Raw genomic sequence first — 17,534 nt, 5'->3', positions numbered from 1 at the left:
GACGGCCGAGGGTGGAGGGATGCGCAATCTGACGAACGGTCTCGCCCTCGGATTCGCCCTGGGCCTGCTCCTCAGTGCCGCCGCGAGCGAGCTGGGCGGCGGCGAGATCCCGGTGATCCGGCTGATCCTCGCCGCGGTGCTCCTCGTAGGCATCGTCTTCGAGATCCTGAGGGTCCGACGTGTCGAACGGAGCGAAGCCTCTAGCGGGTGACGTCTCACCCCGCCTCGTGATCGCCATGAACGAGGCCGGGGCGACGGGCAGGGATGCGGTCGAGGCGGTGATCGATTCACAACGCGCGCGGAATGCGCTATCGGTCGTCGGGATAGTTGACTAGGCTAAGACTTCGTCCCGACCGCCGGGACAGCGCAATCCCTGAGGACTCCTTTCCCCATGCTCGGCACCATGAGCCGCCTCTGGCAGACGGTCCGCCCTATCCGATTCCGCCTCTACCTGGGCCTTCTCAGCGCCCTCACCGCGTCCCTCGTGGCGCTGATGATCCCCCAGGTCCTCGAATACATCGTCAACCGCCTTGAATCCGACGCCGTCGCCGCGACCATCTGGACCGGTGGTGCGATCGTGCTGGCCCTCGGTCTGCTCGAGGCGTCCCTGATCTGGCTGCGACGCACGTTCGCCGTGGCCCCCTCGACCACGGTCGAGAAGCAGATCCGCGTGAACTTCTACGAGAAGATCCAGAACATGCCGGTCTCCTTCCACGACGGCTGGGGGTCCGGGCAGCTGCTCTCGCGCATGCTCACGGACATCAACCAGATCCGCCGCTGGATCGCCTTCGGCATGATCATGGCGGTGACCAGCTCGGTCACGGTCATCGTGGGCATGGCCCTGCTGTGGCGCTCCTCGGGGATCCTCGCGATCATCTTCTTCCTGGCCGCGGTGCCGGTCTCCGTGATCGCCTACCGCTTCAACCGCAGCTTCTCGGTGCTCTCGCGCACCTCGCAGGACCAGAACGGCGACCTGGCCACCACCATCGAGCAGTCGGTGCAGGGCATCCGCGTGCTCAAGGCCTTCGGGCGGGGCCCGTCGGCCCTCGAAGGCTTCACCGAGCAGGCCGAGGAGCTGCGCCAGACCGAGGTGCGCAAGGCGACCGCCATCGCGCGCTTCGACATGTTCATGTTCATGCTCCCGGAGCTCGCACTCGGTGTGGCCCTGCTGGTGGGCCTGTACCTCACCGCGGGCGGCTCGATCTCGACGGGGCAGCTGGCCTCGTACTTCGCGACCGCCACCCTGGTGGTCGGCCCGGTGCGGCAGCTCGGCATGCTCCTGGGCCAGGCCGTCAACGCGACCACCGCCCTGGACCGTCACTACGAGGTCATGGACGAGGAGAACCGGATCACCTCCCCGGAGCACCCCGTTCCGGTGGACCCGGCCCGAGCTCTCGGAGCGGTGCGCCTCGAGGGTGTGCACTTCCGCTACGAGGATGCCCCGGAGCATGTCCCCGACGTCCTCGACGGCGTGGATCTCGAGATCCGTCCCGGTGAGACGATGGCCCTGGTGGGCGTGACCGGCAGTGGCAAGTCCACGATGCTGCAGCTGGTCCCGCGCCTGTACGACGTCACCGGCGGCACCATCACGATCGACGGCGTCGACATCCGCGACATGGACCTGATCGCCCTGCGCTCCCTCACTGCGTTCGCCTTCGAGGACGCCACCCTGTTCTCCGACTCGGTGCGCGAGAACGTGCTGCTGGGAGCAGATCCGACGCTCCCCGAGGCGGAGCGCGAGCAGCTGCTCGACCTCGCCCTGCGCACGGCCGACGCGACCTTCGCGTTCGACCTTCCCGACGGGGTGGACACTCCCATCGGCGAGGAAGGCATGAGCCTGTCCGGTGGCCAGCGTCAGCGCCTGGCTCTGGCCCGCTCCATCGCGGCCAAGCCCGCCGTGCTGCTGCTGGATGATCCGCTGTCCGCGCTGGACACCAAGACGGAGGAGACCGTCACCGGTCGCCTGCGCGAGGTGCTCGCGGGCACGACCACGCTGATCGTCGCCCACCGCACCTCCACCGTGGCCCTCGCCGACCGGGTGGCCATGCTCGACCACGGTCGCGTGATCGAGGTGGGCACCCATGCGGACCTGTTGAAGACCTCCCCGCGCTACCGCTGGGTGATCGCCAACCAGGAAGAAGAAGCCCGCCGCGACCAGGACATCGAGACCCTCACCGGGGAGCTCGAGCTGTCCGCGATCCGCGACGCCGCCGGGGAGGGGGAGCAGCGATGAGCGCCACGACCGTCGAACAGGACAAGGACGACGACAACCAGGATGCCCCCACCGCCGCCGAGAACAAGGCCTCCCGGCAGCGCTCCTTCGCACTGCTGCGAGAACTGATCTCCCCCGTCAAGAAGCAGTTCCTGCTGATGGCCCTGATGGTGGTCGTCGCCCAGCTCGCCGTGGTCGCGGGCCCGACGATCATCGCCTGGGGCATCGACACCGGCCTGCCCGAGCTGAAGGCCGGCAACCCGGTCCCTGCCATCCAGGCGGCCGCGCTGAACGTCGCCGCGGCCATCATCGGCGGTCTGCTGACCTTCGGGTACGTGCGCCAGTCCGTCGTCGTCGGCCAGAAGATGCTGCTGTCCCTGCGCCGCAGGGTCTTCCGCTTCACGCAGCGCCAGGACCTCGAGTTCCACGAGAACTACACCTCGGGCCGGATCGTCTCGCGCCAGACCTCGGACATGGAGGCCCTGCGCGAGCTGCTGGACTCGGGCGTGAACGTCATGGTCGGCGCGTTCCTGTCCATGGTGTTCACGATCGTGCTGATCGTGACCATGGACTGGGTGACCGGCGTGGTGATGCTGGCGATGCTGATCCCTTGCGTGCTGCTGACCATCTGGTTCCAGAAGCGTTCCCGCATCGAGTACCGCGCGATCCGCACCCACTCGGCGCGGCTGATCGTGCACTTCGTCGAGGCCCTCGCCGGGATCCGCGCGGTCAAGGCGTTCCGCAAGGAGGAGCGCAACCAGAAGGAGTTCGACACCCTCGCCCAGGACTACCGCGACGCCTCGCTGCGCTCGGTCAACGTGTTCGGCATCTACCAGCCGGCGCTGCGCATCCTCGCGAACGTGACCATCGCCGCCGTGCTGCTGGTGGGCGGCTTCCGGGTGCTCGACGGCAACCTCCAGGTCGGCGTGCTGGTCGCGCTGGTGCTCTACTCCCGCCGGTTCTTCCAGCCGGTCGACGAGATCGCGAACTTCTACAACGCCTTCCAGTCCGCTGTGGCGGCGCTCGAGAAGATCGCGAACCTCCTGGCCGTGCAGCCGCACGTGCAGGAGAAGGAGAACCCCACGCCGCTGCCGACATCATCCGGCAAGGTCGACTTCGTGGACGTGGCCTTCCGGTACACCGAGTCCGGGCCGCTCGTGCTCAAGCCCATGGACCTGCACATCCCCGCCGGGCAGACGATCGCCCTGGTGGGCCAGACGGGCGCCGGCAAATCCACGGTCGCCAAGCTGATCAGCCGTTTCTACGACGCGACCGAGGGCAGCGTGCGCCTGGACGACGTGGACCTTCGGGACATCTCCATGAAGGACCTCACCCGCAACATCGTCATGGTCACCCAGGAGGCGTACCTGTTCTCCGGGACCGTCGCGGACAACATCGCGCTCGGCAAGCCCGGGGCGAGCCGCGAGGAGATCGAGGGCGCCGCGCGAGCCATCGGAGCGGATTCCTTCATCGAGTCGCTCCCCTACGGCTACGACACCGATGTGAACAAGCGCGGCGGGCGCGTCTCGGCCGGTCAGCGTCAGCTGATCTCCTTCGCGCGCGCCTTCCTCGCCGATCCGCGCGTGCTGATCCTCGACGAGGCCACCAGCTCGCTGGACATCCCCAGCGAGCGCATGGTGCAGGAGGGGCTCTCGAAGCTCCTCGGGCACCGCACCTCGCTGATCATCGCGCACCGCCTGACCACCGTGATGATCGCGGACAGGGTGCTCGTGGTGCATGGCGGCGAGGTCGTCGAGGACGGCTCCCCGCAGGAGCTCGTCGCCCAGGGCGGCCGCTTCGCAGCGCTCTACCAGGCGTGGCAGGACTCCATGTGAGCCAGCGGTGGGAGCCGACGTGATCGCGTCGGCTCCCACCTCGGCACCGGGTCGCCGCATGGTCGCTGAGCGAGGAGCTGACCAGGAAGAACGCGCTGTGACGCGCATCGCTGGGCAACTGCGCAGAATCTCTGGCGCGAAGGCGCCGGGCGGGTTACATTACTTCCACAATCAACCACCTCGATCCTGAGGAGCCCCGGGCGCACCGTCGCGTCCCGACCGGCCACCCGCGGATCGCCCTCACCCTCAGAGGCACCCATGCTCTCCTCTATTGTGTCGCGCGCCCGTTTCCTGACCATGCTCCTCGCCGCCCTGCTGGTCGTGGGCATGGTGGGGATCGCTCCACCTGCCGCCGAGGCCGCGGTGAAGAAGCCGCTGGACATCGTGAAGGTCTACTACGATCCGCCGGGCAAGGACTACTCCAAGAACAAGCTGTTCAACAAGGAGTACATCCAGGTGAAGAACACCGGGAAGAAGACCCTCACGCTCACCGGCTACACGATCCGTGACAGCGGCCCGAAGAAGTTCACCTTCCCCAAGGGCACGAAGCTCAAGCCGGGTAAGACCCTCACGATCCGCACGGGCAAGGGCAAGAACACCGCCAGCACCGTGTACTGGAACAACAAGGGCTACGTCTGGAACAACACCGGCGACACCGCCCGCACCTACACGAACAAGGGCAAGCTCATCGAGTCCTGCAAGTACAAGGGCGGCTCTCACAAGGCGACGAAGACGTACGTGCGCACGAGCAAGACCACTGCCTACTGCTGACGCGTTCGCGCGGAGCAGCCTCTCGGGCCGTTCGAGCTGCCAGGGTTCCTCCGGCAGCTCGAGCGGCCCGAGCTCATCGGCCCGCCCGGAACGCCCAAGACGCTCGGACGCTACGGATCCCATCGTGACCGGGACCTCCGGTCGCCCGACCCTCCCGACCCCTGGGCAGCTGCCCGGTTTAGGCGCCGAGCAGCTCCCTCAACTGGTCAGTGACTCCCTCGACCCCGACCGGCACCGCGGGCCGCACGAAGCGGTCCGGGGTGAGCAGGAAGCGCTGCTCGACGATCCCCGGCCCGGGCTGCGGGCCCATCGCGGTGCCGTTGTCGACGTACCCGCAGCCGTGCGAGACCGCGAACGAGGGCGCGTTGCCGAGCACGGCCGAGGACTCCGCCCGCTGCGCGCCGAGGTGGTCGAAGGCGAAGACCAGCATCGCCTGCCGCATGAGCTTCCCGTAGCCCTTGCCGTGCGCATCGAGGGTCAGCCAGGAACCGGTGGTGACGGTGCGTCGCTCCGCGAACCGCTTCGCGCTGACGTCCTGGCAGCCGATCATCCGGCCGCCCGCCCAGATGCCCAGCGGCAGCTGCCATTCCTCCGGGGAGACTCCCGCGCGCAGGCGCCAGTTGAAGCTCAGCGCCTGGCGCACCCTGGTGTCGGGATCGGTCCGGTACCAGGGGAAAACCTCCGGGGAGTCGGGGTTCGCGAAGATCGGCCGACGCAGCAGCGCGGCGTATTCGGGCAGGTCGTCGTCGCGCATCATGCGCAGGGTGAGGTCTCCCGCGCGCAGGAGCAGCCCGAAGGGCGGGAACAGGGCAGCGAGGTCGGGCGTGAGCGACATCGCCCCAGGGTAGCGCCAGGTCCCGTCGTCGCCCACCCGAATATCGACCGCCTCCCTCCGCCCCGCTCGTCCTGCCCGCTCCGTAGGCTGTGCGCATGACGATCGATGTGCTGCTGAGCGGTTTCGAGCCCTTCGCCGGGGCTGTGGAGAACGAGTCCTGGCAGGCGGTCTCGCGAGCCCTGCCCGTGCTGCGCGAGAGCGGCCTGCGGGTCGAGGCCCTCGAGCTGCCCGTGGCGTTCGGGAGAGCCGGGGACCTGCTCGAGCAGGCCGTGCGCACGCATCGTCCGGCCCTGGTGATCGCCGTGGGGCTCGCGGCAGGCCGCAGCGGGGTCACCCCCGAGCGGGTGGCGATCAACGTGCGCGATGCCCGCATCCCCGACAACGCGGGCGCCTCCCCCGTCGACGAGCCGGTGGTGCCGGGCAGCCCCGTCGGCCACTTCACGAGCCTGCCAATCAAGGCGATGGTCGCCGCCCTGGGCGAGGCGGGGATCCCGGGCTCGGTGTCGCAGACCGCCGGGACCTACGTGTGCAACGACGTCTTCTACCGCCTCCAGCACCTGCTCGCGACCGACTCTGAGCTGGCGGGTGTGCGAGGCGGATTCGTGCACGTCCCGTCGGCAGACGTCGTGGCCCCTCAGGCGGCGGCCGCAGCCCTGGTGTCGATGGTCGGGACGATCCGGGAGACCGACGTCGACATCGCACGGACCGGCGGCACCGAGCACTGATCCACGCGACACCCCGTGCCGACGGCGCTACCACATGTCGGCGACGGTGAACAGAGCGGCCCTCCGTGGGGCTCCGGGGCTGTGGACAGCCGCCTTCATGGTGGATGACCACACTCCGTCCACACCCTGCCACGCCTGAATCCAGAGGTTATCCACAAGACTCTCCACAGTGGTGGACGAATGACAGAGTTGTAGTTCCGCAGGTACGGGCGTCGCATGCGGCGTGTCGCGCCAGGCGTTGAGGATAACCCGTCCGGCGGCCCCATCCGCGCCGTTCCCGCTCCTGACCTCCGCTCAATGAGGCGACCATCACTGCAGGTCATCGCGAGATCGGCGATTTTTCGCACAGTCCGCGATATGTGGGGCCCGGAGTGCCCCGATCAAGTCCAGAGGGAGGTCAACGCGCTGTGGATCGCGGGGATGAGGCCTGGAAGTCAACCGTCGCCGGATTGCTTTCCCCACTGTCTGTCCACACTCCATCCCCGGTTTTCCACACCCCGCGGCCCACATCCCCCACTCGATCGCAGTCCGTCCCCAATGTTGTCCACAACTGGGGATAGTCACACCGTTGTCATTCGCCCCGGTTCGCAGGCCACAAGAATGCGGGGGCGCAGGGCCGCCGGAGTGCCGGGGTGCCGGGGTGCCGGGGCGCCGAGACACAGCGCCCGCCAACGCACAAGCACGTCGCACGGGAACGGAACGACACGGAACGGGCCGGCGCAGCGTCGTCGGCTGCACCGGCCCGTGCACGGTGGGGTGTGCCCGGACAGGTTCCTGCCGGGGCGAGGTCCTGCTCAGAGGGGGAGCATCAGAGTCTTCACGATGATCGCCGCCACGCACAGCAGCACGACGCCGGCCACGCAGGCGGCGTGGAGCAGTGCCGACCGCTTGGCCAGGGCCTGCCTGTCCTCGCCGGGGCTCGCCTTCGGGCGCAGGGCGAACATGGCCGCCGTGAGCGCGCCGCCCACCACGAGGCCGCCGAGGTGGCCCTGCCACGAGATGTTCGGGAAGGTGAAGGTGATGACGAGGTTCAGCGCGATGAGCACCACGATCTGCGCGGTCTGTCCGCCCAGGCGGCGGTTCACGATGAACATGGCCGCGAAGAGGCCGAACACGCCGCCGCTGGCCCCGAGGGTGCCGCCGTACCAGGCGTTGCTCATCGGATCGGTCAGGAGGTAGACGGCCGTGTGCCCGCCGATGAGCGAGGCGAAGTACACCGCTGCGAATCGGGCGTGGCCCATGGTCGGCTCGAGGTACTGCCCCACGATGTACAGCGCGTACATGTTCAGCAGCAGGTGCATCACCCCACCGTGCAGGAAGCCCGCCGTGAGGAAGGTCCACGGCATGATGAGGATGCGGAAGGGCGCGAACACCCCGAACTGGTACACGATCTCGGGCACGAAGGTCTGGCCGAGGTAGGCCAGGATGCACAGCGCCATCACGGTGTAGGTGACATAGGGCTTGCTGCGGCCCATGCCGCCGCCCATGGCGTTGCGGGGGCGTGAGGCGGCCTGCTGCTTGCTGAGCTCGCGCTCGCAGTCCACGCACAGCATGCCCACCGAGGCGGATCGCTGGCAGTCCGGGCAGGCCGGACGCTCGCAGCGCTTGCAGCGCACGTAGCTCACCCGGTCGGGGTGGCGAGGGCAGACGGGGGCCGTCTGCTGCGCTGGGTCCGGATTGTCCTCGGCGCTGTAGCCGTAGCTGGGGCGTTCCATGGGGTCATTCCATCACGAGCACCTGGGCCGTTGCGGTGCCTCGCGGTTCGGGGCGGGCGGCGGCGGGGCCGACGGGCGGGCGGGCCGACGGGCGCGCGGCGGCGGGGCCGACGGGCGGGCGGGCCGACGGGCGGGCCGCCCAGTCCCGGGGCCGACGGGTCAGGGCGCCGTGTACGGGAAGGCCGTGAAGAGCGTCGCGAACCTCTTCCGCTGCGGGGCGCTGAGCGGACGCAGCTCGGTGAGATCCAGAGACCGCTTCCATGCGGGTCCCTTCCGCGTCCAGGTGCCGACCACCTCGCCGCGACGGATCGCCGCACGCTTGAAGACCCCGTTGTTCCCGGGGACGAGCGCGTGGTGCCGCTCCTGGTCCAGGAGATAGAGCCGGTCAGGGTAGCCGAGCTCCAGTTCGTCGAAGCCGGGCAGCAGCATCTCTGCCATCGTCTCCTTCTCCCGGGCCGCGTACTCCTCGGCGAGGCCGGGACGCCACCACAGCTGCTCACCATCGCCCCCGCGGGCCTCGGCCGCCGTGGCGTGGAGGCGGCCGTCCTTGTTGTCGGCGCAGCCGCTCTCGAGGTGCTCGGTGACCAGCGGGATCGCTGCGCGGATCGTGCGCAGCGGCAGTTTGGACCACCAGGCGAGGTCGCGCTCCCCCGCCGGTCCACGGGTCGTGAAATACCGGCGGGCCAGCTCGGCGGTGGCCGCGACCTCGTCGCCCCCGAAGGCGCCGTCGAGATCCGTGCCCGCGGGCAGCCAGGTCCTCGCGAGCACGACGGCCGTCTCCCCGTCGCGCCAGGGCCCGTAGGCGGCGACACCGAAGGAGATGAGCTCGCTGAGCAGGTGGTAGCCGCGACCCTGATCGGTGCGGATCCCGGCCGCCTCCCAGGCGGCGACGAGCTCCTTGCGCAGCACCCCGCGGCCCACGCCGGGCGTCGAGTGCTCCGCGGCGACCTCCTCGAGCACCTCCTGCGCGCGGCCCACATGGCGGTCCTCGAGCTCGAGCTGGCTGCGCCGGGAGATCGCGGCCCGCAGCGGGCCGCTCGCACACAGCTCGGTGAGCCAGGCGAGGGTATCGGCGGCGACCGCGAACACCGTGCCGCGCATCGGGTAGCCGCGCACGATCTCGCCCCGGTCGAAGGCCGCGAGGACAGCGCCCACATCTCCCCCGGTGCGCAGGGCGAGAGAGGCCATCACCCCGGACAGGTCCTGCCCCTGATGGGCCCCGAATTCCCGTGCGGCCTGCACCGGGCTCGTGAAGCGCTGCGGGCCCGCGAGGCCCTGCGCGAGGATCCGGGCACCGGCGAGGTGTCGCTGCGTCATGGAGCGAGAGTAGCGGCCACCACCCACGTCCGATCTCATGCCCGGCCCCCGCCCGACAGCGCACCCGGCTGTTGTCGTCGGCAGCACCGCTGGCAGCACCGCCGCCAGCCCCACGCCCGTCCGGCGAATACATCGAACGGTTGATCCCCTTCCGTCGGCCCGTCCATAGCGTGGGAAGCACCCGATCCGGGGACCGCAAATTTCCCGCCACCAGCGGCTTTCTTACGAAGGACCCACAGTGCCTGCATCCACACCGCTCACCCACCGCCACCGGGCCGGTGATCCCGTCCCGTCCGATCCGTCGGCCGCGGGCCGTCTCGGTCCCGACTCGGGCTCCACGCCCGTCGGCGAGGGCCCCACCGGTCCCCGCGGCCCCCTCGGCCGTCTCGCCGAGCGGATCGCCGGGGCCCTCACCGGTCGCCGCTCCGCCTGGGTGATGCTCGCCGTGTTCGTCGCGCTCCTCGTGGCCATGGCCGGTGGCCTGCGCGGCGCCGGCCCCGCCGCCGGGATGGACGCGCTGCCGGACTCCTCGGAATCCTCGCGCGCCGCCGCGATCGCCGACACCATGGAGGGCAACCGCTACCAGCCGGTGTTCGCCGTGGTCACCCGCGATGACGGCGGCGCTCTGACGGCTGACGACACCGCCGCGATCGAGTCGCTGAAGGCGGACCTCGCCGAGGTCTCCGGCCGCGACGCGATCGGCCCCATGCCCGCTGAGGACGGCGAGGCGGATCTGGTCATGACCACGGTCGACTCCGAGGCGGACAACGACACGATCGATGCGATGATCACCGATCTGCGCTCGGCGGCCCAGGACTCCGCCCCCGAGCAGCTCACCGTGTCCGTCACCGGCGGGCCGGCCGTGGGCTCCGACATCCGTGGCGCGTTCTCCGGCGCGAACTTCACGCTCCTCGCCGTCACCATCTCCGTGGTGGCCGTGCTGCTGCTGCTCACCTACCGCTCCCCGATCCTGTGGCTGATCCCGCTGTCGATCGTGGCCCTGGCCGACGGCGCCGCCGGCGCGCTGACGTCGATGCTCGGCGAGCAGTTCGCCCTGGCCTTCGACGCGGGCGTGATCAGCGTGCTCGTCTTCGGCGCCGGGACGAACTACGCCCTGCTGCTGATCTCCCGTTATCGCGAGGAGCTGCACGCCACGGACGACCACCGCGCGGCGCTGCGCACCGCCTGGATCCGCACGGCCCCGGCGATTATCGCCTCGAACGTGACCGTGGTGCTCGCGCTGATGACCCTGCTGGCCGCCGTCATGCCCGCCACCCGCGGACTCGGCATCGCCGCCGCGGCCGGGCTGCTCGTCGCCCTCGTCGCCGTGCTGTTCCCGCTGACCGCGCTGCTCGCCGTCGTAGGCCGCAAGGTGTTCTGGCCCTTCGTGCCCAAGCCCGAGACCTCCGCGGACGCCGCCCCCCGTCGTGACGATGCCGAGCACGGCCCGTTCGCGGTCGTCGCGCGCACCGTCACCAAGCGACCGGCCTTCGCCGCCATCATCTCCGTGCTGCTCCTGGGTGTGCTGGCCACGGGCCTGATCGGCACCCGGGTGGGCCTGTCGCAGGATGAGCAGTTCGCCTCCGCGAACGAGTCCTCCACCGGTTTCGCCGCGATGGCCGAGCACTACGGCGCCGGCGAGAGCGCCCCGCACCAGATCGTGGTCCACGAGGACTCCGCGGACGCCGCCGTGGCGGCCGCCGAGACCGTGCCCGGCATCGACCGCGCCTCGGTCACGGGCACCACGCCGGACGGCTGGGCCGTGCTCTCCGCCGTCGGCACCGCTCAGCCGGAGTCCCCCGCCGCGATCGACGAGGCCCAGGGACTGCGCGACACCCTGCACGACCTCTCCGGGGCCGACGCCCTGGTGGGCGGCACCACCGCGAGCGCCATGGACGTGCGCGCCGATTCCACCCGCGACCTGCTGGTGGTGGCCCCGATGATCCTGGGCGTGGTGCTGCTGGTGCTGATGGTCCTGCTGCGGGCCGTGGTGGCGCCGCTGGTGCTGCTCACGGTGAACGTGGCCAGCGCTGTCGCGGCGATCGGCCTGGGCCTGTGGGCCGGACGTCTTCTGCTGGACATCCCTGCGCTCGACGTGACGGTGCCGCTGCTGGCCTTCCTGTTCCTCGTCGCCCTCGGCGTGGACTACACGATCTTCCTGGTCCACCGCGCCCGGCACGAGGCCGTCGAGCACGGCACGAAGAACGGCATGGTGCGGGCCGTCGGCTCCACCGGCGTGGTCATCACCAGCGCGGGCGTGGTGCTCGCCGCCGTGTTCGCCGCCCTCGGCGTGCTGCCGCTGGTGGTGCTGGGGCAGCTGGGCCTGATCGTGGGCCTCGGCGTGCTGCTGGACACCCTGCTGGTGCGCACCGTGCTGGTGCCGGCCCTGTTCGCCCTGATCGGCGACCGCATGTGGTGGCCCTCCAAGCCCACCGCTTGAGCAGCGCCACCGCTCGCGCAGCGGAGCCACCGGATCGACGGGGTCCGCGGGGAGACCCGCGGGCCCCGCCCGGGGATTTACGGCCCGATAGAGTTGCCTGATTCGGAAAGCCTCACCTTACGTTCATGCAGGTCAGCGTAGCCTCACCTTGCTTGTTTGTACTGAGTCCAAACAACTAGAGTGCCGGTATGGCTCTCGTCGACTCGCTCCCTCCCACGGCACCGCCGTCGGCCCGCCCCCGCCCCGCAGCGCCGACCGCCGCCGGCACCTCCAGTGCCCCCGGCACTCGCAGGGGACCTGCGCCGGCAGCCCCCAGCACGCCCACTTCCGCCTCCCGCGCCCCGTCGGACCTGGAGCGGGAGCGCGCCTCCCGCTCGGAGCGCGTGAACCGGCTGCGCGCCGGGGTGCTCGGGGCGAACGACGGCATCGTCTCCGTGGCCGGCCTCGCGGTCGGCGTCGCGGGTGCCACCACGGACATCCGCTGGCTGCTGATCTCCGGCCTCGCCGCCCTGGTCGCCGGTGCCCTGTCCATGGCGATGGGCGAGTACGTCTCCGTCTCCACCCAGCGCGACACGGATCGGGCCCTCATCGCCCGCACCCGCGCCGATCTCGCCGCACAGCCCCGCCGCGAGCATGGCCACCTGGTCGAGGCTCTGACCGAGACCGGCATCCCGGACGACGTCGTGGAGTCGGTCGCCGACTCCCTCGAGCGCCACGACGCCCTGGACGCCCACACCCGGTTCCGCCACGGCGTGGAGGGGGACGCTGTGGTCTCCCCCTGGGGCGCCGCGATCACCTCGCTGGTCTCCTTCGCGATCGGCGGCGTGATCCCGCTGCTGGCGATCCTCATCTCCCCCGCCATCTGGCGACTGCCGGTCACCATGGCCGCCGTCGTGATCGCCCTCGGCGTGCTGGGCATGGTCAGCGCCCGTCTCGGTCAGGCGCAGGCCCGCAGGGCGACCGTCCGGACAATCGCCGGAGGCCTGCTCGCCCTGCTGGTCACCTACGGGATCGGCGCGGCGCTGGGCGTGGCCATCGGCTGACCGTCGGCCCGCTGGTCCCCGGGGGCCCACCGTCGTGCAGGCCCATGGGCGCGCGCCCTGAGCCACGAGAGCCACGAGAGCCACGAGAGCCACGAGAGCCACGAGAGCCACGAGGACCACACACGAAGAAGGCCCGACCCCAGCAGGGGTCGGGCCTTCTCGCCATCAAGGGCCCCTCGCCGAGACTGCGCTCAACGGGGCATCCCGAACGGGATCACTTCTCGATGGTCACCGAGTTGATGACGACGTCCTCGAGGGGACGATCGCGCATGTCGGTCTTGACGCCGTCGATCGCGTCGACGACCTTCTTGGAGTCCTCATCGGCCACGGCACCGAAGACGGTGTGCTTGCCCTGCAGGTGCGGGGTCGGGCCCACGGTGATGAAGAACTGCGAGCCGTTGGTGCCGGAGGGCTGACCGGTGATCGCGTTGCGACGCTTGCCGGCGTTGGCCATGGCCAGCACGTACGGCTCGTTGAAGTTCTTCTCCGAGATCTCGTCGTCGAAGGTGTAGCCGGGGCCGCCGGTGCCGGTGCCCAGCGGGTCGCCGCCCTGCAGCATGAAGCCGGAGATGATGCGGTGGAAGACGACGCCGTCGTAGAAGGGACGCGTCACCTTCTCGCCGGACTCGGCGTCGGTGAACTCGCGAGTGCCCTCGGCGAGGCCCACGAAGTTGTCGACGGTCTTGGGGGCGTGATCGGGGTACAGCTCGAGACGGATGTCCCCGTGATTGGTATGAAGAGTTGCGAACATGCGGTCATCTTCCCACAGACCTCGCATCGGGCACCGGGAGCCCGCCCCGGAGCGCTCCGTGGAGCCGTACGCCCTCAGCGGACACCCGCTGTGCCCAGGCCCGACCGCTCGGCAGGGAGCAAACCTGACCTTTGTCCGAGGACCGCACATACTCGCTCGCGTTAGAGTTGTGCCACACGGGTCGTGTCATCCTCCGGGATGCCCCGGCCCAGGGACCACCGTCGGCCCGACCCGGCGGATTCGACCGAAAGGGGAACCTCATGGCGCTGACCACCAAGCGTGAGTCCAAGAAGGCCAAGAAGCAGGCCGAGAAGACCGCGGCTGCCGCAGGCTCGACCGCACAGAGGGCCGAGAAGGCCGTGGAGGAGCTCCAGAAGCTCGCCGCGACCGTCGGCCCGGTCGTGTCCGAGGGTGCCCGCGAGGCGCGTTCGCGCGCCACCGGCCTCGTGGACCAGTACGGCCCGGGCGTCGAGGAGCGCTTCCGCCAGCAGGGCGAGAAGATCTCCGAGCTGTCCTCGAACCTCGGCCCGCGTGCCGACAAGTTCAAGCAGGACGTGCAGGACGACTACATCCCGCGCGCCCGCAAGACCGCCGAGACCACCGGCTCCGTGCTGAAGGCCGCCGTCGACGCGGCCCGCAGCGAGCTCGAGAAGGGCCAGGGCGACATCAAATCGGCCGCGCTCGCCCCGACCCCGGCTGTGAAGAAGAACCGCGCCGGCAAGGTGCTGCTCGTCCTCGGGCTGGCCGCCGCCGGTGCCGCTGCGGGCTACATCGCCTGGCAGAAGACGCGTCCGGTCGAGGACCCGTGGGCTCCGCCCGCGGACTTCGCCCGCGCGCACTACCCGGCCTCCGCCTCGAGCGAGGACGACTCCTCGACCGTCTCGGACACCGTCGGTTCGGCCGACGCCGGCGACGTGGCGCAGGCGCTCAAGGGCGACGACCGTTCCTCGGACACGACCCCCAAGGAGGTCAAGGTCGACTCCGACCTCGACCAGAGCAACGGCGCCTCGGACGACGAGAAGCGCGGCAACCACCGCAGCGACGTCTGAGTCCCGGCTCAGCACCCTGACCGCGGAGCATTCCGTGCCCGGCGCGGCGACCCCGTCCTTCGACGGCGGTCGTCGCGCCGTCGTCATGCGCGGGATCCTCACGACACGGCGCCTGCGGCTGACCCCCGTGGGCGAGGACGATCTCGAGGAGCTGCTCGCGCTGCACGCCGATCCCCGCGCCTTCGCCGAGGATCTCACCGAGCCGCTCACCGACCGTGAGCAGATGCGCTGGGTGCTGGACCGGTGGATCCAGGCGTGGCAGCAGCACGGCACCGGCTACCTCACGGTGCGGGTGCGAGCACAGGCACCAGCACCAGCACCAGCACCAGCACCAGCACCAGCACCAGCACCAATACAGCAGACGGGCGGTGCGGCGATTCCCTCCGGCCTGCTGGGCGTCGTCGGCCTGACGCACCTCGAGCACGAGGGCGAGCAGTCCCTCAGCGCCTACTGGCGGCTGACCCCTGCGGCGACCGGGCACGGCATCGCCACCGAGGCGATGGCCGCCGTGCTCACCGATCCCCGTCTCGGTGGCGCCGACCACGAGGTGATCGCCGTGACCGCCGAGGCGAACCGCCCCTCGCGCTCCCTCGCCGCACGGCTCGGTTTCGCCCCGGCCCCGCCGGGTCGGGCTGCACCCGGCGGCCGGGAGGGGGACATCCTGCTGATCCGCCCTCCCGGTCGGACCCCGCCGCGTACCCTCTGAGCCACAGGCTCGCAGAGGCCGGCGTCGCGATCACCCGCAGGCGGCAGCGCCCGACGGCCAGCAGCGACCAGAAGGTTGCAGCGACCGGCAGGCTGCGGCGCCCGGCGGCCAGCAGCGGACGACGGACGACGGAAGAGTGGTCACGATGCGCAGGAATCCCCTTCGACCCGGCGGCGTGCCCTCGCTGCCGGAATACTTCCCGGGCGCGAACGAGAGGGTCTCCAGGATCGAGATCGCCTCGGAGCAGGAGGACACGAGCCTCGTGGAGGACCGCCCCGACGCCTCGTTCCTCGAGACGGGCCGGATACGGATCGAGCTTCCGAGCGACCCCGAGGACGGCACGGCCACACCCTGAACACGGCGCGGCACCCCTAGACTCGGGCGCCATGGATGCCCCGGCCGCAACGACCCCCTCCTCGACACCGGGGGCCGGGCGCTACGCCCCCTCCCCCAGCGGCGATCTGCATCTGGGGAACCTGCGCACCGCGATCCTGGCGTGGACCCTCGCCCGACGCACCGGCCGGGCCTTCCATCTGCGCATCGAGGACCTCGACCGGGTGCAGGAGGGCTCCGCGGCGCGACAGCTCGAGGATCTCGCCGCCCTCGGCCTGGACTGGGACGGCGAGGTGGTGCGGCAGTCCGAGCGCGGATCCGCGCACGACGCCGCGATCACCCACCTGGTCGAGCGCGACCTGGTCTTCGAGTGCTACTGCACGCGGCGGGAGATCCAGGACGCCCCGAGCGCTCCGCACGCCCCGCCCGGGGCCTATCCGGGCACCTGCCGTGAGCTCTCGCCCGCCGCCCGCGAGGCCGGCCGGGCGCGGATGCGGGAGCTGCGGCGGGAACCGGCGCTGCGCCTGCGTGCCGGGACGCGCGACTGGACGGTCCAGGACCTCTGGGCCGGAACGGTCACCGGATCCGTCGATGATCTGGTGCTGCGCCGCGGCGACGGCGTGGTCGCCTACAACCTGGCGGTCGTGGTCGACGACGCGGCGGCCGGGGTGGACCAGGTGACGCGGGCCGACGACCTGCTCAGCTCGGCGCCCCGCCAGGCGTACCTGGCGCAGCTGCTGGGGCTGGAGGAACCCACGTACGCCCATGTGCCGCTCGCGGTGAACACCGACGGGGCGCGCCTGGCCAAGCGCGACGGGGCCGTGACCCTGCGCGACCGCCTCGAGCGCGGCGAGAGCACGGCGGATGTCGTCGGCCGGATCGGTGATTCCCTGGGCCTGCCCGGCTGTCGCACCGCCGCGGACTTCCTGGAACGCTGGGACCCGTCAGCCCTCGTGCACGAGCCGTGGGTGGTGGAGCTGCCCTCCTGAGCGCTCCCCACGTCTCCCCCACCACACTTACTTCTGGGTGATATCCAAACTCGATACACCTCTGTATCGTACTTCCCGTGATGGGAATTCTTCGAGCTCTCCTGACCGCCCTCTCGACGGCGGTCCGTGCCGTCGCGTCCGCCATCGGCTCCGCCGCACGCGCCGTCGGCCGTGCCTTCTCCGCCACCGGGCGCGGCATCGCCGCCACCGGCCGCGGTGCCACGGCCCTGCTCCCGTCGGAGTGGAAGAAGCCGATCGCGGCACTGTTCGTGGTGGGCCTGGCCCTGGTGCCGCTGATCTACTCCGGCAACATGACCTGGTCCTTCCTCGACCCCAGCAACAACCTCAACCAGGTCACCGCCGCTGTGGTCAACGAGGACGAGGGCGCGACCACGACGCCTCCGGGTGGCGAGGAGACCACGATCGACGTGGGCCAGGAGTTCACCGACACCCTGCTCGACATGGACAAGGAGAACGTCTTCCACTTCGTCGAGGTCTCCCCGGAGGAGGCCCACCGCGGCCTGGAGGACGGCACCTACGGCGCCACCGTGGAGATCCCGTCGGACTTCTCCGCGAACGTCGCCTCCCTGGGCGGCGACGCCGAGAAGGCCGCCCCCGCGCTGCTGACCGTCACCACCAACGACTCGGTCAACTACGTGGGCGGCAACTTCACGAAGTCGGTGGGCACCGCCCTGACCGACTCCCTGCGCGCGAGCGTGCTCGAGCAGTACCTCGACAACATCTACGTGGGCTTCACGACCATCCACGACGGCATCTCCGATGCGGCCGACGGCGCCGACGACCTCGCCGACG

16 protein-coding genes are annotated in these 17,534 nt (G+C 70.5%); 12 read left to right on the top strand and 4 right to left on the bottom strand.

All coding sequences use genetic code 11. From position 1 onward, the window contains the following. The first annotated feature begins 19 nt into the window (after positions 1–19). The 4 genes from ACT3UL_RS13765 (at position 20) to ACT3UL_RS13750 (ending at position 4,818) form a co-directional block, all read left to right on the top strand. Entirely contained in the window at positions 20–211 is a 192-nt protein-coding gene (locus ACT3UL_RS13765) for a hypothetical protein (protein WP_444578817.1), read from the top strand. Positions 212–391: 180 nt separating this feature from the next. Then, entirely contained in the window at positions 392–2,233 is a 1,842-nt protein-coding gene (locus tag ACT3UL_RS13760; RefSeq protein WP_444578816.1) for an ABC transporter ATP-binding protein, read from the top strand. Next, on the top strand, positions 2,230–4,047 hold the full coding sequence (locus ACT3UL_RS13755) for an ABC transporter ATP-binding protein (protein ID WP_444578815.1): 1,818 nt from the start codon (positions 2,230–2,232) through the stop codon (positions 4,045–4,047). The genes ACT3UL_RS13760 and ACT3UL_RS13755 overlap by 4 nt, the downstream gene beginning before the upstream one ends. Before the next feature lie 258 nt (positions 4,048–4,305). Further along, complete coding sequence (locus ACT3UL_RS13750) at positions 4,306–4,818, top strand: lamin tail domain-containing protein (protein WP_444578814.1); 513 nt, start codon at positions 4,306–4,308, stop codon at positions 4,816–4,818. Positions 4,819–4,996: 178 nt separating this feature from the next. Here ACT3UL_RS13750 and ACT3UL_RS13745 read toward each other — a convergent pair whose 3' ends face one another. Next, the gene (locus ACT3UL_RS13745) at positions 4,997–5,653 is read right to left on the bottom strand and encodes a GNAT family N-acetyltransferase (RefSeq protein WP_444578813.1); all 657 of its coding nucleotides are present in this window, start codon (positions 5,651–5,653) and stop codon (positions 4,997–4,999) included. A gap of 95 nt (positions 5,654–5,748) precedes the next feature. Between ACT3UL_RS13745 and ACT3UL_RS13740 the strand changes: the two genes are divergently transcribed. Beyond that, positions 5,749–6,378 (top strand): pyroglutamyl-peptidase I, encoded by a 630-nt coding sequence (locus ACT3UL_RS13740; RefSeq protein ID WP_444578812.1) that lies wholly within the window; start codon positions 5,749–5,751, stop codon positions 6,376–6,378. 794 nt (positions 6,379–7,172) lie between these two features. On the opposite strand, the gene ACT3UL_RS13735 is transcribed toward ACT3UL_RS13740, so the two are convergent. Further along, the gene (locus ACT3UL_RS13735; protein ID WP_444578811.1) at positions 7,173–8,093 is read right to left on the bottom strand and encodes a rhomboid family intramembrane serine protease; all 921 of its coding nucleotides are present in this window, start codon (positions 8,091–8,093) and stop codon (positions 7,173–7,175) included. Positions 8,094–8,252: 159 nt separating this feature from the next. Beyond that, positions 8,253–9,410 carry a DNA glycosylase AlkZ-like family protein gene (locus ACT3UL_RS13730; RefSeq protein WP_444578810.1) on the bottom strand — a complete coding sequence of 386 codons (1,158 nt, stop codon included), beginning with the start codon at positions 9,408–9,410 and terminating at the stop codon, positions 8,253–8,255. 238 nt (positions 9,411–9,648) lie between these two features. Between ACT3UL_RS13730 and ACT3UL_RS13725 the strand changes: the two genes are divergently transcribed. Together ACT3UL_RS13725 and ACT3UL_RS13720 are read left to right on the top strand one after the other, a co-directional pair. Continuing rightward, entirely contained in the window at positions 9,649–11,850 is a 2,202-nt protein-coding gene (locus tag ACT3UL_RS13725) for an MMPL family transporter (RefSeq protein WP_444578809.1), read from the top strand. Positions 11,851–12,038: 188 nt separating this feature from the next. Continuing rightward, the gene (locus ACT3UL_RS13720; protein ID WP_444578808.1) at positions 12,039–12,893 is read left to right on the top strand and encodes a VIT1/CCC1 transporter family protein; all 855 of its coding nucleotides are present in this window, start codon (positions 12,039–12,041) and stop codon (positions 12,891–12,893) included. A 214-nt stretch (positions 12,894–13,107) separates the two neighbouring features. Here ACT3UL_RS13720 and ACT3UL_RS13715 read toward each other — a convergent pair whose 3' ends face one another. Next, on the bottom strand, positions 13,108–13,644 hold the full coding sequence (locus ACT3UL_RS13715) for a peptidylprolyl isomerase (RefSeq protein WP_444578807.1): 537 nt from the start codon (positions 13,642–13,644) through the stop codon (positions 13,108–13,110). Between the two features lie 260 nt (positions 13,645–13,904). Here ACT3UL_RS13715 and ACT3UL_RS13710 point away from each other — a divergent pair, with 260 nt between their 5' ends. The 5 genes from ACT3UL_RS13710 to ACT3UL_RS13690 all read left to right on the top strand — a co-directional run. Beyond that, on the top strand, positions 13,905–14,693 hold the full coding sequence (locus ACT3UL_RS13710; RefSeq protein ID WP_443397960.1) for a hypothetical protein: 789 nt from the start codon (positions 13,905–13,907) through the stop codon (positions 14,691–14,693). A gap of 34 nt (positions 14,694–14,727) precedes the next feature. After that, a complete protein-coding gene (locus tag ACT3UL_RS13705) occupies positions 14,728–15,399 on the top strand; it encodes a GNAT family N-acetyltransferase (RefSeq protein WP_444578806.1) in 672 nt (223 codons plus the stop codon). A gap of 145 nt (positions 15,400–15,544) precedes the next feature. Then, complete coding sequence (locus ACT3UL_RS13700; RefSeq protein WP_443335534.1) at positions 15,545–15,754, top strand: hypothetical protein; 210 nt, start codon at positions 15,545–15,547, stop codon at positions 15,752–15,754. A gap of 31 nt (positions 15,755–15,785) precedes the next feature. Continuing rightward, the gene (gene gluQRS / locus ACT3UL_RS13695) at positions 15,786–16,721 is read left to right on the top strand and encodes a tRNA glutamyl-Q(34) synthetase GluQRS (RefSeq protein ID WP_444578805.1); all 936 of its coding nucleotides are present in this window, start codon (positions 15,786–15,788) and stop codon (positions 16,719–16,721) included. 80 nt (positions 16,722–16,801) lie between these two features. Beyond that, on the top strand, positions 16,802–17,534 hold a 733-nt coding region (locus tag ACT3UL_RS13690), incomplete at its 3' end, for a YhgE/Pip domain-containing protein (protein ID WP_444578804.1).

The organism is Brachybacterium sp. 107 (genome assembly GCF_052379725.1).
GTDB lineage: Bacteria > Actinomycetota > Actinomycetes > Actinomycetales > Dermabacteraceae > Brachybacterium.
This window is presented reverse-complemented; position numbering and strand designations above follow the sequence as displayed.

What these genes read in the sequence shown, in the direction of transcription:
- ACT3UL_RS13755 (WP_444578815.1), top strand. Translation starts at nt 2,230, where the DNA reads ATGAGCGCCACGACCGTCGAACAGGACAAGGACGACGACAACCAGGAT.
- ACT3UL_RS13760 (WP_444578816.1), top strand. Translation starts at nt 392, where the DNA reads ATGCTCGGCACCATGAGCCGCCTCTGGCAGACGGTCCGCCCTATCCGA.
- ACT3UL_RS13750 (WP_444578814.1), top strand. Translation starts at nt 4,306, where the DNA reads ATGCTCTCCTCTATTGTGTCGCGCGCCCGTTTCCTGACCATGCTCCTC.
- ACT3UL_RS13730 (WP_444578810.1), bottom strand. Translation starts at nt 9,410, where the DNA reads ATGACGCAGCGACACCTCGCCGGTGCCCGGATCCTCGCGCAGGGCCTC.
- ACT3UL_RS13735 (WP_444578811.1), bottom strand. Translation starts at nt 8,093, where the DNA reads ATGGAACGCCCCAGCTACGGCTACAGCGCCGAGGACAATCCGGACCCA.
- ACT3UL_RS13740 (WP_444578812.1), top strand. Translation starts at nt 5,749, where the DNA reads ATGACGATCGATGTGCTGCTGAGCGGTTTCGAGCCCTTCGCCGGGGCT.
- ACT3UL_RS13765 (WP_444578817.1), top strand. Translation starts at nt 20, where the DNA reads ATGCGCAATCTGACGAACGGTCTCGCCCTCGGATTCGCCCTGGGCCTG.
- ACT3UL_RS13745 (WP_444578813.1), bottom strand. Translation starts at nt 5,653, where the DNA reads ATGTCGCTCACGCCCGACCTCGCTGCCCTGTTCCCGCCCTTCGGGCTG.
- ACT3UL_RS13715 (WP_444578807.1), bottom strand. Translation starts at nt 13,644, where the DNA reads ATGTTCGCAACTCTTCATACCAATCACGGGGACATCCGTCTCGAGCTG.
- ACT3UL_RS13710 (WP_443397960.1), top strand. Translation starts at nt 13,905, where the DNA reads ATGGCGCTGACCACCAAGCGTGAGTCCAAGAAGGCCAAGAAGCAGGCC.
- gluQRS (WP_444578805.1), top strand. Translation starts at nt 15,786, where the DNA reads ATGGATGCCCCGGCCGCAACGACCCCCTCCTCGACACCGGGGGCCGGG.
- ACT3UL_RS13700 (WP_443335534.1), top strand. Translation starts at nt 15,545, where the DNA reads ATGCGCAGGAATCCCCTTCGACCCGGCGGCGTGCCCTCGCTGCCGGAA.
- ACT3UL_RS13720 (WP_444578808.1), top strand. Translation starts at nt 12,039, where the DNA reads ATGGCTCTCGTCGACTCGCTCCCTCCCACGGCACCGCCGTCGGCCCGC.